Origin of the sequence: Streptomyces sp. HUAS TT11 (genome assembly GCF_051553595.1) — a bacterium.
Classification (GTDB): domain Bacteria; phylum Actinomycetota; class Actinomycetes; order Streptomycetales; family Streptomycetaceae; genus Streptomyces.
The window spans coordinates 7,073,838-7,089,828 of the sequence record NZ_CP196184.1 but is presented as its reverse complement, the minus strand read 5'-3'; the positions used below and the strand labels follow the sequence as shown (position 1 = coordinate 7,089,828).

Annotated in this window: 14 protein-coding genes; 10 read left to right on the top strand and 4 right to left on the bottom strand. The window is 72.5% G+C overall.

All coding sequences use genetic code 11. From position 1 onward, the window contains the following. Positions 1–28: 28 nt before the first annotated feature. Positions 29–1,447, bottom strand: a complete 1,419-nt coding sequence (locus ACSHXN_RS31675) for a GH39 family glycosyl hydrolase (protein ID WP_355132634.1) — start codon at positions 1,445–1,447, stop codon at positions 29–31. A 168-nt stretch (positions 1,448–1,615) separates the two neighbouring features. On the opposite strand from ACSHXN_RS31675, the gene ACSHXN_RS31670 reads away from it, so the two are divergent. After that, positions 1,616–2,710 carry a DUF5925 domain-containing protein gene (locus ACSHXN_RS31670; RefSeq protein ID WP_355132518.1) on the top strand — a complete coding sequence of 365 codons (1,095 nt, stop codon included), beginning with the start codon at positions 1,616–1,618 and terminating at the stop codon, positions 2,708–2,710. Positions 2,711–2,751: 41 nt separating this feature from the next. Beyond that, positions 2,752–3,543, top strand: a complete 792-nt coding sequence (locus ACSHXN_RS31665) for a DUF72 domain-containing protein (protein WP_355132517.1) — start codon at positions 2,752–2,754, stop codon at positions 3,541–3,543. A gap of 15 nt (positions 3,544–3,558) precedes the next feature. Here the strand turns inward: ACSHXN_RS31665 and ACSHXN_RS31660 are convergent, their stop codons facing one another. Next, positions 3,559–3,927 carry a GntR family transcriptional regulator gene (locus tag ACSHXN_RS31660; RefSeq protein WP_438304559.1) on the bottom strand — a complete coding sequence of 123 codons (369 nt, stop codon included), beginning with the start codon at positions 3,925–3,927 and terminating at the stop codon, positions 3,559–3,561. 70 nt (positions 3,928–3,997) lie between these two features. Here ACSHXN_RS31660 and ACSHXN_RS31655 point away from each other — a divergent pair, with 70 nt between their 5' ends. Both ACSHXN_RS31655 and ACSHXN_RS31650 read left to right on the top strand, forming a co-directional pair. Beyond that, complete coding sequence (locus tag ACSHXN_RS31655) at positions 3,998–4,924, top strand: GNAT family N-acetyltransferase (protein WP_355132516.1); 927 nt, start codon at positions 3,998–4,000, stop codon at positions 4,922–4,924. After that, positions 4,905–5,405: a DUF402 domain-containing protein gene (locus ACSHXN_RS31650; protein ID WP_355132515.1), complete on the top strand. Its 501-nt coding sequence runs from the start codon at positions 4,905–4,907 to the stop codon at positions 5,403–5,405. Before ACSHXN_RS31655 ends, ACSHXN_RS31650 begins: the two co-directional genes overlap by 20 nt. 10 nt (positions 5,406–5,415) lie before the next feature. Here the strand turns inward: ACSHXN_RS31650 and ACSHXN_RS31645 are convergent, their stop codons facing one another. After that, positions 5,416–6,057: a class I SAM-dependent methyltransferase gene (locus tag ACSHXN_RS31645; protein ID WP_355801195.1), complete on the bottom strand. Its 642-nt coding sequence runs from the start codon at positions 6,055–6,057 to the stop codon at positions 5,416–5,418. Between the two features lie 160 nt (positions 6,058–6,217). Here ACSHXN_RS31645 and ACSHXN_RS31640 point away from each other — a divergent pair, with 160 nt between their 5' ends. After that, complete coding sequence (locus ACSHXN_RS31640) at positions 6,218–6,352, top strand: hypothetical protein (RefSeq protein WP_331267834.1); 135 nt, start codon at positions 6,218–6,220, stop codon at positions 6,350–6,352. Positions 6,353–6,375: 23 nt separating this feature from the next. Here the strand turns inward: ACSHXN_RS31640 and ACSHXN_RS31635 are convergent, their stop codons facing one another. Beyond that, positions 6,376–6,864 carry a GNAT family N-acetyltransferase gene (locus ACSHXN_RS31635; protein WP_356110675.1) on the bottom strand — a complete coding sequence of 163 codons (489 nt, stop codon included), beginning with the start codon at positions 6,862–6,864 and terminating at the stop codon, positions 6,376–6,378. A 205-nt stretch (positions 6,865–7,069) separates the two neighbouring features. Here ACSHXN_RS31635 and cseB point away from each other — a divergent pair, with 205 nt between their 5' ends. The 5 genes from cseB to ACSHXN_RS31610 all read left to right on the top strand — a co-directional run bounded on the left by cseB (position 7,070) and on the right by ACSHXN_RS31610 (position 15,990). Then, on the top strand, positions 7,070–7,834 hold the full coding sequence (cseB, locus tag ACSHXN_RS31630) for a two-component system response regulator CseB (RefSeq protein ID WP_438304555.1): 765 nt from the start codon (positions 7,070–7,072) through the stop codon (positions 7,832–7,834). Between the two features lies 1 nt (position 7,835). After that, positions 7,836–9,089: a HAMP domain-containing sensor histidine kinase gene (locus tag ACSHXN_RS31625; RefSeq protein ID WP_356291188.1), complete on the top strand. Its 1,254-nt coding sequence runs from the start codon at positions 7,836–7,838 to the stop codon at positions 9,087–9,089. 203 nt (positions 9,090–9,292) lie between these two features. Next, entirely contained in the window at positions 9,293–10,372 is a 1,080-nt protein-coding gene (locus ACSHXN_RS31620) for a D-alanyl-D-alanine carboxypeptidase family protein (protein ID WP_438304553.1), read from the top strand. Between the two features lie 7 nt (positions 10,373–10,379). Next, complete coding sequence (locus tag ACSHXN_RS31615) at positions 10,380–11,366, top strand: endonuclease/exonuclease/phosphatase family protein (RefSeq protein ID WP_438304551.1); 987 nt, start codon at positions 10,380–10,382, stop codon at positions 11,364–11,366. 436 nt (positions 11,367–11,802) lie between these two features. Next, complete coding sequence (locus tag ACSHXN_RS31610; protein ID WP_438304549.1) at positions 11,803–15,990, top strand: Pls/PosA family non-ribosomal peptide synthetase; 4,188 nt, start codon at positions 11,803–11,805, stop codon at positions 15,988–15,990. Position 15,991: the final 1 nt, after the last annotated feature.

The following is a 15,991-nucleotide window of genomic DNA, read 5'->3' as shown; positions in this document are numbered from 1 at the left end:
CGTCATCCGGCGTACGAGGTGAAGCGGCTCATCGCTCGAGCCACTTCACCTCGTACGCCTTCATGTCGAAGCGCTTGCCGTCCACCTCGGCGCTGATCGTCCGGTCGAGGGTGTTGACCACGAGGACGACCTTGTCGGTGGCGAGGACGCGCACGTTCGGGACGTCGTCCTTGGCGACCGGCACCGTCCGGTACCGCGTGCCCGGCGGGAACTCCTTGCCGAAGCGGGAGACCAGGCCGTACATGGGCAGCGCCCGGCCGCCGTTCGCGGTGTCGGTCGGCGTCCACAGGCAGCCCGCGCAGTCGGTGCCCTTCTCCTTCTCCGGGTTCCAGTAGAAGCCCGAGGAGGCCCCGCCCTTGACCATGGCGATCATCCCCGCGGCCTGCACGGCGACACGGTGGCCCTCCGTCCAGCCCTTGCGGTCGTCGTTGCCGTCGGCGGGTTCGACGTAGTACTCCGCCCACCACAGCGGCAGGTCGTGGGTCTGCTGCCGTACCCAGGCGCCGACGGCGGTGAGCTTGTCGGTGGCGGCGAACTCGTCGGGCAGCAGGTCGTCGTCCTTGGTGTAGCTGGAGCCGTCCACCACGACGAAGTCGGCGCCCGCCTTGTTCCTGTTCCAGTAGTCGAAGGCGTCGAGGACACGCTGGTCCATCGCACCCCAGGGACCGCGCAGGGCCGGGGAGGCGTCCTCCTTCTGCCGCGGGTCGACGCTGTCCATGACCAGGTACGGTCCGCCCACCATGATCTTCGGGTCGACCTGTTTGAGCGCCTTGTAGACCAGGTTGTAGAGCCGGGTGTAGCCCTCGTAGTCCCAGCGGGCCTCGGAGTTGTTCCAGAAGCCCTTGAACTCGTTCCAGACGACGAAGTGCCGCACGTCCGGATAGCGCCTGGCGACGGTCGCCGCGAGCGCGGCGAAGTCCTTGTAGTGGTCCGGCGCCGGCGCGGTCTCCAGGGCGGTCTGGCTCCAGTCGGTGTTGTCCGCGCCCGCCTTGCCGCCCTTCATCCAGTCCGGGGCGCAGCACAGGGTGACGACCGGGGTGCCGCCCGCCTTGCGGGCGAAGTCGATACGGCGGTCCATCGCCCCGAAGTCGTAATGCCCCTCGACCGGCTCGGGATTGTCCGCGCCCCAGCCCATGATGTGCTGGTTCTCCGGCAGCCCGCTGCCGGAGAGCAGGTCCTCGACACGCGCGGTGGCGCTGCCGCTGCCCTCGTCCGCGCTGTACTGCGTGTGCGTGAAGCCCCAGCCGACGTCCGGCTTCGCCTCCTTCGGCACGGCCGGCGTGCCGTGCACCTTGTCGCCGTCCGGCGACGTGCCGCTGGTGCTCCCACCGTTCCCCGGCAGTGTGTTGATCAGCGTCACCACCAGGGCCAGAGCGGCCACCCCCACGCCGAGCAGCGCGGTGAGCCGCCACCGCCATGCCCCCGTATCCCACTCATGACGTCCCATCATGGGCCACACTAACGGCGGGGTTCGGCCCAGGAACAGATTTAGTCGTGCGACAGCCCTGTAACAGGACGTAGAGGGGCGGACCGGAAGCACCGGGCACAGCCGACACACCCGGCGGACCTCGGAAAGCGGGTGCACGGGACGCCTGTGTGACAGATCATGGCGGACATGTCCGCGAACCCGCACGAAGCTCTGCCGATCCGGCTCAACGTCGACGACAGCGACTCGCCGTCCGACGTCGTCGACGCGCTGTTCCTCGGCCGCTTCGCGACGGGCGAGCAGCCGTACTCGCACGCGTCGAACATCGACCGCGTACGCTCCGGGGCCACGCTTCTGCCTCCGGGCGCCCGGGTGCTGCGCATCGCCCGTGACGACGACCGCAGCGCGACCCTCGCGGAGGGCGACGGCTGGACCCTGCTGGTCTCCCGGTGGAACCGCGGCGCGGACGTCACCGTGACCGCCACCAGCGCCGAACTCGCCGAGAAGGTGCTCACCCAGGCCACGGACGGCGCGACGGACGAGCCGGAACCCCAGCCGGAGAACGTCACCATGGGCTTTTGGTACGTGTCGCCGAGGCGCGGGCCGCATCGCACGACCCGCCAGATCGCGGCCGGTACCTGGGAGGACGTCCGCCCCAACTACACGGCGCCGGTGGCGGATGCGATGGACCGCCTGATGAAGACGACACCGGAGGACATCGCGGGCCGCCTGCTGCTGCTTCACGGCCCGCCGGGCACGGGCAAGACGTCCGCCCTGCGCACACTGGCCCGCTCGTGGCGGGACTGGTGCCAGGTGGACTGCGTCCTCGACCCCGAACGCCTGTTCTCCGACATCGGGTACCTCATGGACATCGCCATCGGCGAGGAGGACGGGGCGGGCAAGGGGCGCTGGCGTCTGCTCCTGCTGGAGGACTGCGACGAACTGATCCGCGGGGAGGCGAAGCACACCGCGGGCCAGGCGCTGTCGCGTCTGCTGAACCTCACCGACGGACTGCTGGGGCAGGGCAGGAACGTTCTGGTGGGCGTCACCACGAACGAGGACCTGGAGCGGCTCCACCCGGCCGTCGTCCGCCCCGGCCGCTGCCTCGCCCGGATCGAGGTGGGCCGTCTGACCCGCCCCGAGGCGGTGAGCTGGCTCGGCCGGGAGGACGGTGTGGGCCGCGAGGGGGCGACCCTGGCGGAGCTGTACGCGCTGCGCCGGGGCACGTCCCCGACCTCGGTTCCCGATCAGCGGGCGGAGGCGGATTCGGGACTGTACCTGTAGCGGATCGGTGAAAAGGCCGCAGACGGTGCTTTGATGGTCGTATGACCGTGTTCGTCGGCACGTCGGGGTGGCAGTACAAGGACTGGCGCGACGTCCTGTACCCGTCCGGCGTGCCCGTGCGGTTGTGGCTGGAGGAGTACGCGACCCGATTCGCCACGGTCGAGATCAACAACGCGTTCTACCGGCTGCCGTCCGAGGAGACCTTCGAGGACTGGCGCGAACGGGTTCCGCAGGACTTCGTGGTCGCGGTGAAGGCGAGCCGCTATCTGACGCACATCAAACGGCTGCGGGACCCGGAGGAGCCGGTGCACCGCCTGATGAGCCACGCGGCGGGCCTCGGCGACCGGCTCGGGCCCGTGCTGCTCCAGCTCCCGCCCACCCTGCGGGCCGATCCGGCCCTGCTCGACCACTGCCTGGCCTGTTTCCCCTCCGGCACCCGTGTCGCGGTCGAGCCGCGCCACGACTCGTGGTGGACGCCGGAGGTCCGCGCGGTGCTCGAGGCCCGGGGGGCGGCGCTGTGCTGGGCCGACGTCCTCTCCCGCCCGGTCACCCCGCTGTGGCGCACCACCGACTGGGGCTACGTCCGCTTCCACGCCGGTCGCGCCCGGCCGTGGCCGCACTACGGCCGCCGGTCCCTCACCTCCTGGGTCCAGCGCATCGACGCCGTCTGGCCGGACGGACGGGACGTCTACGCCTACTTCAACAACGATCCGCACGCGGCGGCGGTCCTGGACGCGATGACCTTCGCCCGCGCGGCGACGGCGGCCGGCCTGAAGGTGACACGCACACCCCAGCACCTCCCGGCGGCGTCCAGGGACACGGCACAGCGCTAGGCGAGGCCGCTTCGCCTACTGCGCGAACGCCGCCCGCAGGGCCTCCCGCACCGCGGCCAGCGCCTCGGCCTCGGTGAGGCCGAGGCGGTGCACACGCTCTGCGTACCCGGCGGCGGCGCCCGCCGCCTCACGCTCCGCGGCCGAGCCCGCGGCGGCCACGAACGTCCCGTTGCGGCCGCGGGTCTCGATCACTCCGTCCGTCTCCAGCGCCCGGTAGGCCTTGGCCACCGTGTTCGGCGCGAGGCCGAGGGACTCGGCCAGCCCGCGCACGGTCGGCAGCCGGTATCCCACCGGCAGCGCACCCGACCGGGCCTGCTCGGCGATCTGGGCGCGCACCTGCTCGTACGGGGCGCCCCCCTCCATGATGTGGATCTTCAAGGTCACAGGCCGATTCTCCCCCAACGGCGGGATATTCGGAGGCACCCGACCGCAACCGCCGCGTACCGTGCGGGCCATGACCGTGACCGTGCGCGAGGTCCGTCCCGAGACACCCGAGGACACCGACGCCTTCGCCCGCATCCGCCGCCGCACGCTGCCGTACATCATCTCCACCGGCGCGTCCCTCGCCTACGACCTGCGGCACACGCATCCGGACGCCCACTACCGGCCCCTCCTCGCGGAGGAGGACGGTGTGCCCGTCGGGACGGCCCAGGTCGGCCTGGTGTACGACAGCCCGGAACCCGGACACGCCTACGTCAACGTCTACGTCGACCCGGACCGGCGGGGCCGCGGCGCGGGCTCACTGCTGGCGGCCACCGCCGAGGAGCGGCTGCGGGCCCTGGGCGCGACCCGGCTGTACACCTGGGTGTCGGACGCGCCCGCGCCTCGGGGCTTCGCCGAGAAGCGCGGTTGTCGCGCGGGCCGCTCCGCCCACTTCCTCCGTCTCGACCTGGCGCACGGCGCACTGCCCCCGCCGCGGAACCCTCCGCCGGGCGTGGAACTGCTCACGGGCACGGACTTCGCCGGCGACCCTCGCCCTCTGTTCGCGCTGGACGCGGAGACGGTCGCGGACGAACCGAGTGATGTGGAACGCGAGTTCACCGACTACGAGGCCTGGCTCGAGGAGACCTGGAACCACCCCCTCCTGTCCCGGGAACTGACGTCGGTGACGGTCGTGGACGGCCGTCCGGTCGCCTTCACCGCGGCCCGCACCGACGGCACCCGCTACGGCACCGCCATGACGGGCACCCTTCGCGCCTTCCGGGGCCGCGGCCTCGCCAAGCTCGCCAAGAACGACTCACTGCACCGTGCCCGCGAGGCCGGGCTCAGGGAGGCGTTCACGGGCAACGACGCGGGCAACGGACCGATGCTCGCGATCAACAAGTGGTTCGGCTACGAGGTCTGCGCGACGGAGGTGCAGTATGTCCGCGAACTCGGCTGACACACGGGGCGCGGTGGAGGTCGTCCTGGTCAAGGCGGGCCGCACGAAGATCCGTTACCCCGCCGAGCTGCTCCACGACGACGGGACCAGGATCGCCGTGCGCGCGCCCTGGGCGGCCGCCGGCGTCCGCGACTTCGGGTTCGTACGGCTCGAGCCCAAAGACGTCCTCACGGAGTACTACTGGCGCGACCGCTGGTATGCGGTGAAGGAGGTGCGCGACGAGCTGGGCACGCTGAAGGGCTGGTACTGCGACATCACCCGGCCGGCCACCGTCTCGGGCGGCGAAGTGACCGTCGAGGACCTCGATCTGGACCTGTGGCGCTCCGCGGACGGACGGACCGTGCTCCGCCTGGACGAGGACGAGTTCGCGGCGAGCGGGCTCGCGGTGACGGACCCGCAGGCGGCCGCGGCCGCCGTACGGGCCCTGGACGACCTCGAACTCCTCGCCCGTGGGGGCGGTTTCGAGGGTTTGCTGGCCTGAACCCGGCCGGTCAGGAGACCGCCACCACCGCATACCGCTCGTCGTCGACCTCCTTGCCCCACAGCCGGGTGTCGTCCGACAACCGCTCGACCCGTACGTCGAGGCCGAGGGGCGCGAGGAGTTCGGTGAGGCGGTCGGCGGGGATGCCGACCGGGCTCGTCGTGCCCCACACGCCCTCGACCAGCACCAGCCGTCCCCCTTCCGCGCCCAGGGCCCGCCCCGGCCGCAGCAGTCCCCGCCAGTGCCGCAGGACCCGGCCCGGGTCGGGGAGGGCCCACAGCACATGCCGTACGAGGATCACGTCGAAAAGTTGTTCACCGACCGGGGGTGCCGCGGCGTCACCGACGAGGAACACTGCGTCACGGCCGGCGAGCTTGGCGCGGGCCTGCGCCACCATCGCCGGTGACTGGTCCACGCCGGTGACGCGGTGCCCGCGCTCGGCGGCGAGGAGTGACAGGCTGCCCGTGCCGCAGCCCGGATCCAGCACGTCCGCGGGCTGCGACGGCAGCCACTCCCCCAGCCGGGCGGCCCAGGCCTCGCGCACCGCGGGATCGCGCAGACCGTGGTCCGGCTCCTCGTCGAAGGTGGCGGCCGCGGCGTCCCAGTCCACGCCCCCGCCCGCCGAGGTTTCGGAGTTCCCGTTCTTGGCCATGTTCCTGGTCATGTACCTGGTCATGAGGCCAGGGTGACGGCCACCACTGACACCGCCATGGTGACAGCCGCCACAGACAGACCGCGATCGATGAGGAACCCTCGCCCAAAGGGTCTACCTCAGGACAAACGAGGAACCCGATAGGCACAAGGAGGCAGTCATGCGCCGAGTGACCCTGCACAAGCCGCTGAAGCGGACCGACTCCCGCCGACTGCGCGAGGAAACCGAAGAACGCCCCGTCGAGCGCCCCGAGGTGCGCAAGGACATCGCGCGCATCTGGTGGCCGGACGGCTGAGCCCGCCCCTCGCTCCCGGCATGTCAGGCAGGACGGTCCGAGTCCAGCCGCTTGCGATAGTGCACCCGGTCGTACGGCCCGTCGGCGCGGCGCTCCACGACCTCGTATCCGTACTTCGGGTAGATCCTCCGGTTCTCCCACATCATCGCGTTCGTGTACAGCCTGACCTCGTTCCGTCCGAGCGCACGCGCGTGCGCGTCGACGAAGGCGAGCAGCCGCCGTCCCACTCCCTGCCCCTGGGCGTCGGGGTGCACGGCGAGGCTGTCCAGGAACAGATGGTCGCCGAACGCCTCCACGACCACGAGGCCCACCACGGGCTCCCCCGTCACGAACACCCGTCCCGCGGCCACGTTCGCCGCGTGGTCCGCCTCCATGGGCCGTGGTGTCACCCCGATGCGCGCGATGTAGTGGTGGTACGCCGCATCCGTGAGGGCACGCACCGCCGGCACGTCGGCGGCGACCGCCCGCCTGACCCCCTCGACCGACCCGTCGTCCGTGATGCCGTCTGCCATGGGACGCGACGCTACCCCTCCGGGCAGTGCACCCGGCACCGCCCGGACGACCGCGCGGCCCGTACGAGGCAGGCCGATACACAGTTGATGCACGGCTGAGCTGCGGCGGATGCCCGGCGGGGACGCCGTGACTGCAGAATTCGAACAGGACGCGATCCCCGTCGCATGATGGAGATCCAGCACCTACGTCCGATGATGGGGAGAGATGTCGGTTCCAGTGGCTGGGGGCAGCACCTCGGCACCCGTGACGATCCTCCTCGTCGAGGACGACGAGGTGATCCGCAGATCGGTCACGATGGCGCTGGAGCGCTACGGCTACCGTGTCACGTCCGCAGGGGACGGCCTGACCGGACTGGAACTGTTCCGGGAGGGCCGCCACGACCTGCTGCTGCTCGACGTCATGCTGCCCGGGCTCGACGGGATCGGGCTGTGCCGCAGGATCAGGGAGACCAGCACGGACCCGGTACTGATGATGTCCGCACGCGGCGACGCTCTGGACGTGGTCTCCGGTCTGGAGGCGGGTGCCGACGACTACGTCGTCAAACCGGTCGACACCGCGGTACTGGTGGCCCGGATCCGCTCGCTGCTGCGGCGGACGACCTTCGCGCCCGCCGCGTCCCGGGGGCCGTCCGACGCGTCGGACGCGGCCGGCCGGCCGGGGGAAAGCGGTCACCCCGGCGGACACGCCCCGCTCGTCTTCGGCGATCTGACCATCAACACCGCGGGACTCGAGGTCTTCGTCGCGGACCGGCCGGTCGCGCTGGCCCCCACCGAACTGCGGCTGCTGCTCGAGTTCGCCGCGAATCCCGGCATCGTGCTGGACCGGCAGCTGCTGCTGCGCAACGTGTGGGACTACGGCTGGGACGGCGACAGCCGCGTGGTCGACCTGTGCGTCCAGCGGCTGCGGAAGAAGATCGGAGCCGAGCGCATCCAGACCGTGCGCGGGTTCGGCTACAAGTTGCGGCGCTGACGTGGACACCCTGCACGACCTCCTCAACTGGCGTTCGCTGCGCTGGCGGATCGCCCTGCTCGTCGCCGTGGCCTGCTGCGCGATCGCGCTGACGGTCGGGGTGCTGGTCCACCGAAGCACCCTCGACCGGTCGATGAACGACGGCGAGTCCAAGGCCGTGACGCAGTTGTCCCGGGCCCTGCAGGACGACGAGCGGGGCGGGACCGCGCCCGACTGGCTGCGGACGTCGCCCGGCGCCATGCCCGACGAACTGCTGCGCCGGCTCCGGGCCCGGCAGGGGCCGACCGACGGATACGCCACCTGGTACGACGGCGACAGTCCCGGGGACCACCCCGCGATGTGGGCGGCGCGGACCTACCGCGGCAGCCCCGTGGCGGTGCAGGTCGACATGACGTCGGACCTGCTCACCCGGCGCGCACTGGACCGGCACATGTGGAAGTACTCCCTGGTCGCGCTGGCCGTCGTCGTTCCGCTGTCGGCGCTCGCCGCGGAACTGCCCAACCGCAGGCTGCGGCGGGTGGCTCGGACCGCACGCCGGATCGCGGCCGGTGACCTGGCCGCCAGGACCGCGGCCGGCCGGGGCGGCGACGAGATCACCGAGATCTCGGCCACCGTCGATTCGATGGCCGACAGCCTGCTCGGACGGCTGCGCACCGAGCAGCGATTCACCGCCGACGTCGCCCACGAACTGCGCACCCCGCTGATGGGTCTGGTCACCGCCAGCGGGCTGCTGCCCGAGGGGGAGGCCACCGATCTGGTGCGCGACCGGGTGCGGGTACTGCGGACCCTGGTGGAGGACCTGCTGGAGATCTCGCGACTCGACGCGGGCGCCGAGCGCGCCGAACTCAGGCCGGTCCCGCTGGCCGAGGCGGTCGGCGAGTCGCTGAACCGCACCGGGCTGCGGACACGGCTCACCACGACCGGCGCCCTGTCCGCCGAGACCGACCCGCGCCGGCTCGACCGGATCGTCGCCAACCTGGTCGTCAACGCCCACCGGCACGGTCGTGGACCCGTCGAGGTCGAGGTGGCGGGGACCCGTGTGACCGTGCGCGACCACGGACCGGGTTTTCCCCGCGAACTGCTCACCGACGGCCCCCAGCGGTTCCGCACGGGGGCGTCGGAACGCGGCCGGGGCCACGGCCTCGGGCTGACCATCGCGCTCGGCCAGGCCCAGGTCATCGGGGCGTCGCTGTCCTTCGCCAACGCGCCCGGCGGCGGTGCCGTCGTCACCCTTCGGCTGCCGAAGGCCGGCTGACGCCTCACGCGGTGCCGCACGGCACCGCGGGCCGCCACGCCCCGGGACCCGGCACACGGAACGGCCCGGACAGGCGCTGATACACGACGGATGAACGGCCGAGCGGGGGCCGACGCACGGTCACGGCCGTGCGGACATCCGCCCCGCACAAGGTGGTCGACGTGCGTGAACGCCGCGCACATTCCCCTTGGAGGTGCCCCCGCATGCGCACAGCCCCCGAGTCGTGCGAGCGCGACAGGGACCGGACATCGGCGCCGGGGTCCCCCGGTCCATGGCCCGGGTCCGGCCGGTCACGTCATCTGCCCCGCCGGGCGGCGCTGCTGACGACGGGCGCCACCGCCCTGGTCGCCCTGGCCGCGCTCACCGCCACCGTCGTCACCCCGGGAGGCGACGGGGGCGGTTCGCCGGCCCCCGGCGGGCCGACGGGGCGGCCCGCCGCGGTACCGCTGCCCTGGCCGCACGAGGGGCAGGCGAGCGTGCTGGTCGAAGGGCTGGGTGACCGTGGCGACCTCGGTACCCACGGCACGCAGACACCGGTGCCGATCGCCAGTATCGCGAAGGTGATGACCGCGTACGTGATCCTGCGCGACCATCCGCTGCACGACGGCGAAAGCGGACCCCGGGTCACCGTCGACGAGTCGGCGGCGAACGAGTCCGTCTCCGGCGTGGAGTCCAGCGTGCCGGTCGTACAGGGGCGGCGGCTGAGCGAACGGCAGCTGCTGGAACTGATGCTGATCCCCTCCGGCAACAACATCGCCCGGCTGCTGGCCCGTTGGGACGCGGGCTCACAGCAGGCGTTCGTGGTGAAGATGAACCGGGCCGCCCGCGACCTCGGCATGGACCGGACCACCTACACCGGGGCGAGCGGTATCGAGCCCACGACCACAAGCACCTCCGCCGACCAGCTGAAGCTGGTCCGGCAGGTCATGCGCGACAAGGTCTTCAGGTCCGTCGTCGCGCTGCCCGGCACCACCGTCCCCGGTGTGCCCGGCACGATCCTCAACACCAACACGCTGCTCGGCACGTCCGGCGTGATCGGGCTCAAGACCGGCTCCAGCACCCCCGCGGGGGGCGCCCTGATGTGGGCGGCCATCGCACCCGACCGCGGCGGCCGGGACCGTCTCGCCCTCGGTGTCGTCCTGCACCAACGGGCCGGCACCAGCCCGCAGGAGGGCCTGAACGCCGCACTCGACGCGAGCGGTTCACTGATCGAGGGCGTACGGCGGTGGGTGGCCGGGAACGAGTCCGGGCCCACCGCCGGTCCCCGGCCCGGAAGGCGGTGACATCTCCATGGCCACCCTCCTCGGAACTCCGCCGGCACCGCCCGCGCCCGATCGCCCGCGACGGCCGGGCCCGTACCCCGGCATCTGGCGGCGAGGCCGGATCGCCGCCGCGCCGGCACCGTTGTCCGTGCTGGTGATGCTCGGCCATTCCCGTGTCCCCGACCGGGTCGGCCACCTCGGCAGCCTCATCGAGACGTTCCTGCCCTGGACCGGTCTTGCCGTGCCGCTCCTGCTGCTGTGCGCGGCCGTCCGGCGCTCCGCGACCGCCGCGGTGGCCGTACTGCTGCCCGCCGTCGTCTGGTCCTCGCTGTTCGGCGGCACCCTCCTCGACAAGCGGGCGGCCGGAGCGGACCTGACGGTCGTGACGCACAACGTCAACGAGCACAACCCGCACCCGGGGCACACCGCCCGTGTCCTGGCCGCCTCCGGCGCCGACGTGCTGGCCCTGGAGGAGCTGGGCGAGGCCACGGCCACGTATCGCACGGCGCTGGCCGCCGACTACCCGTACCACTCGATACACGGCACCGTCGGCCTGTGGAGCCGCTACCCGCTCGCCGATACCCGGACCGTCGACATCGCGCCCTGGCCGCGCGCTCTGCGTGCCACGGTCCGCACGCCCGAGGGGCCGGTCGCCGTCTACGTCGCCCATCTGCTGTCCGTCCGGTTCTCGGCCGCATCGGGCTTCGGCACGGACGCGCGTGACGCCGCCGCGCGCCGTCTCGCGGCCGCCCTGCGCGCCGAACCGCTGCCCCGCATCGTGCTCATGGGCGACTTCAACGGCACCACGGACGACCGGGCCCTGGCCGCGGTCACCTCCCGCCTGCGCTCGGCGCAGGAGGAGTCGGGGGCCGGCTTCGGTCTCAGCTGGCCGGCGTCGTTTCCCGTGGCGCGGATCGACCACATCCTGGTGCGCGGCATGGAACCGCGCTCCGCCTGGACGCTCCCGGCCACCGGCAGCGACCATCTGCCGGTGGCGGCGTCCGTGCGGCTGTAGGGCCGGGCGGTGCCCGGCCGGACGGGACGGGTCCCCGGTGGTGGCGGCGATCTTGTTCCAGCCGCGGTGACAGGCGGCCGCACGGTGCTGGTCACGGTGTCACCACTACGACCGGTGCAGGGCGTTCGGCAGGTTGCGGGAGGTGCGGGCAGGACCGTGGCCCGCAGCGGGACACGCAGTTCGGGCCCGGCGAGCGGGATCTGCTCGGTGTCGGACGACGGGTCGGTGGTCCGGTGACGGGCGAGCGTCACGGCCACAGTGCGGGGGCGGTGGAAAGGGGTCTCACCGGTACGGCGGCAGCGGCGCAGGAGCAGGGCGCCGTACCCGCTCCGGACCCGCGCCCGGCGCAGCCCTCACCCCCCGCGAAAAGGGGCAGGTCAACGGGGTGCTCCGAACCGGAAATGCGATCACCGGGGTTCGGCGATGCGATGGAGTCATGGCCACGACCAACAGGGGCGCGGCGCGCCTGCACCGACTCTTCGAAGCCAGCTGTGATCGGGTGCCCTCGGCAACGGCACTGGAGTGCGGGGAGCACGTCCTGACCTACGCCGAACTGGACGCCCGCGCCAATCGGCTCGCGCACCTCCTCCGCGGGCTGGGCATCGGCCGAGGATCCCGGGTCGCGATCCTGCTGCCGCGATCGGTGGACATGTACGCCGCGCTGCTGGCGGTGGGCAAGGCGGGCGCCGCTTTTGTACCGGTCGACCCGGCGGCGCCCCCCGACCGGATCGCCTTCATCACGGCGGACGCGCAGGTGGACGCGGTGCTGACGGTGTCCGAGCTGACGGCAGAGGTGTCGGACCGCGTGCAGCCGGACCTCGGGACGCCGTGCCCCGGGGAGCGGGCGCGGCTGGTGGAACTCGACCGGTGCGGGGCCGCGTTGGCCTCCGTACCGGCCACCCGGCCGGACGCCCCGGACATCCGGGCCGCGGCGTCAGGTGCCCGGCGGGAGACGGCGGGCCCGTGGGCCGACGACCCCACCGCCTGCACGGCCGACGACGACCCCCTCGCCTACATCATGTACACCTCGGGCTCCACCGGCCGCCCCAAGGGCGTGGCCGTCGCGCACTCCAGCATCTGCAACTTCCTCGACGTCGTCCCGGACATCTACGACATACGGCCGGAGGACCGGGTCCACCAGGGCATGATCATCGCGTTCGACTTCTCCATCGAGGAGATCTGGCCGACCTGGACGGTCGGCGCGACCCTCGTCGCGGGGCCGGTCGGCTCCGGATCCGGGCTGTTCGGCGCCGAACTGGGCGACGCACTGGCGGAGTCCGGGATCACGGTGCTGTACTGCGTGCCGACGCTGCTGGCGACGATCCCCAGGGATGTGCCGGGGATCCGTACCATCCTGGTCGGCGGCGAAGCCTGCCCGGCTCAGCTCGTCGAACGGTGGAGCCGGCCCGGGCGCCGGATACTCAACACGTACGGGCCGACGGAGACGACCGTCACCGCGACCGTCACGGAACTCCGGCCGGGGCGACCGGTCACGATCGGAAAGCCTTTGCCCACCTACACGGTGGTGCTGCTGGACGACCGTCGCCGGTCGGCGCCGGCGGGGGCGGTCGGCGAAATCTGTGTCGGCGGTCCCGGTGTCGCCCGGGGCTATGTGGGGCGCCCGGAACTGACCGCGGAACGCTTCATCGAACACCCGCTCGCGCCCCGGGGCAGTCGGCTCTACCGCACCGGCGACCTCGGCAGGATCACCTCGGACGGCGAGATCGAGTACTTGGGGCGCGCAGACGACGAGGTCAAGGTCCGGGGATACCGGGTCGATCTCGGCGAGATCGACAACGTGCTGCTCGAAGATCCCAGCGTGGCCGAGGCTGCCACCGCACTCGTCGCGATACCGGACCACAACGGAGCGGGGAACCGCCGGGAGTTGTCCGCGTACGTGGTGCCGGCCCCGCACGGCACGGCGCGGCAGACCGGCACGGCGCGGGCCCGGACGGGGAACGAGGATGCCCTGATCGCCCGCCTGCACCAGCACCTGCGACATCGGCTCCCCGCCTATATGGTCCCGCACTTCCTCGACGTCCTGCCTCGGCTGCCCGCCTTGCCGAGCGGCAAGGTGGACCGGAAGCGGCTGCCCGCCCCGACCGGCCGAAGACTGGTCGGCCATGGGCATGTGGAGGCCCCGCGGGGCGAGTTGGAGACCCGGGTGCGGGACGTCTGGGCGGAGGTCTTCGGCATCACCCCCGACACGCTGTCGACCGAGGCGGACTTCTTCGCCGATCTCGGCGGGCACTCACTGCTCGCCGCCCAGACCGTGTCGCTGCTCCGCGGCCGGGGCATCGGAGCCGATGTCGGCCCCACCCTGCGCGACCTCTACGCCAACCCGACCGTGGGCCGACTCGCCGCACGCCTGGACAATCCCGACGCCACCGCCACCTCCGGAACACACGGTGCGGGCCCGGCCCCTGCTGCCGACGGCTCGCCCTCGACCCCCCTGGCCCGCCCCCGCCCGCTTCGGCACGGCAGCGGCCGGATCGCCGCCGCCGGTCTGGTCCAGGCTGGGGTGATCTACCTCCTGCTCTGCCTCATCGCCCTCCCCCTCGCCGATGTCCTGAGCCGGCAGACGGGCCAGGCAACCGGCCAGTCGCCGGTCCCCGTGCAGCCCCTGCTCGCCGCACTTGTCAGCTACTTCGGCATCCGCTGGCTGCTGCCCCTCGTCCTCGCCCGCCCCCTCTCCGCCGGCATCCGGCCGGGCCGCTACCCCCTGTGGGGCGCGACCTATCTCCGGCTCTGGGCGCTCGCTCTGCTGCTGAGGGTCAGCCCGTTGCCCGCGCTGAGCGGCTCCCCTCTGGTGGGGGGCTATCTGCGGCTGCTGGGCGCCCGGATCGGACCGCGGACGACCATCGCCACCGGCGCGATCCCGTTGCCGTCCCTGCTCCGGGTCGGCGCGGACGCGTCGGTCGGCTACGGCGCGATGCTGCACGCCTGGCGGGTGGCGGACGGCTGGGTGACGGTCGCCCCGATCACCATCGGCTCTCGCGCCTATGTGGGCGCGCACACGGTGCTGGAGCCGGGCGCCCGGATGGAAGCCGAATCCGGGCTCGGCGAGCAGTCGGTGCTCGGCGAGGGCGAGGTGGTGCCGGCCGGGGCCCGTTGGGCCGGATCGCCGCCGGTCGCGCTGGAGGCACTGGACCCGCGCATCGAGGACATGCTGCGGGCCGGCGGGACGGCCGAACGCCGACGGCCCCGGTATGTCGCCGCGGCGCAACTCGGTGTCGCCCTCCTCGAAACCCTCAGGCTGGCCGTCGTGCTGCCGAGCGCGGCGCTGGTCTGGTTCATCTGGCTCGACTGGGGCACCCCGCCCGCGGTCCTGGCCGCCCTCGTCCTGGCGGGCCCGCTCTACGTCGTCACCGCCTGCGCCGCGATCGCCCTCGCCAAGCGGCTGGTGCTGCACCGCTCCCCGGTCGGCACTCATCCGGTCCGTTCGGTCCTGGGCGTCCGCAAGTGGTTCTCCGACAAGCTGCTGGAAGCCAGCCTGGCCGTCACCAACTCCCTTTACGCCACCCTCTACACCGTCCCCTGGCTACGGCTGCTGGGCGCACGCATCGGCCCCGGCGCCGAGGTCTCCACCGCCTCCCATCTCGATCCGGACCTGCTCGCGCTCGGCGAGGGCAGCTTCGTCGCGGACATGGCGGGGGTCGGCGGCGCCGCCTTCGCCGGCGGCCGGGTCGACTGCCGGCCCACCGAGATCGGCCGCCATGCGTTCGTCGGCAACGCCGCATACCTGCCTGCCGGGACGCGGACGGGGTCGGACTCCCTGATCGGCGTCGGCACCGTCCCGCCGCAGGACGGGGTGCCCGCCGGCACCTCCTGGCTGGGCTCGCCCGCGATCCACCTCCCGCAGCGCCAGAGCAGCGGCAACTTCCCGGAGGAGCTGACGTTCCGGCCCACGCCGAAGGCGGTCCGCCGCCGCCTGGCCATCGAGTTCTTCCGCGTCACCATGCCCGCGTCCCTTCTGGGCGTGACCACCCTCCTCTTCCTGCTCGCCCTCACCGGCATCGCCCGCCACAGCGGCGCGGCCCTCTCCGTCCTCCTCGCCCCCCTCCTCCTCATGGCCGCGGGCCTGACCGTCATCGTCTACTGCGCCCTGCTCAAACGCCTCGTCATCGGAACCTACGAGCCACATGTGGCGCCCCTGTGGAGCTGGTTCGTCCGCCGCACCGAGTTCGTCACCGGTCTGTACGAGGCGGCCGCCGTCCCCGCCGGTCTCGCCACCCTCACCGGCACCCCGTTCCTGCCGCCGGCGCTGCGTCTGTTCGGCGCACGGATCGGCCGGCGCACGTGGATCAACACCACCTTCCTCACCGAGTTCGACCTGGTCGAGGTCGGCGACGAGGCGGCGATCGGCCCCGGCGTAAGCCTGCAGACGCATCTGTTCGAGGACCGGGTCATGAAGATGTCGAAGGTCACCGTCCGGGCGGGCGCCACCGTCGGCAGCCGCACGGTCGTGCTGTACGACGGGGTGGTCGGCGAAGGCGTCTGGCTCGACGCCCTCTCCTTGGTCATGAAGGGCGAGCACCTCACCCCCGGCACGGCATGGCGCGGCGTCCCCGCCCAGGGCCGGGTCCTCCGTTCCGCCGACCACCCTCACCCCGGCTCACCCTGAG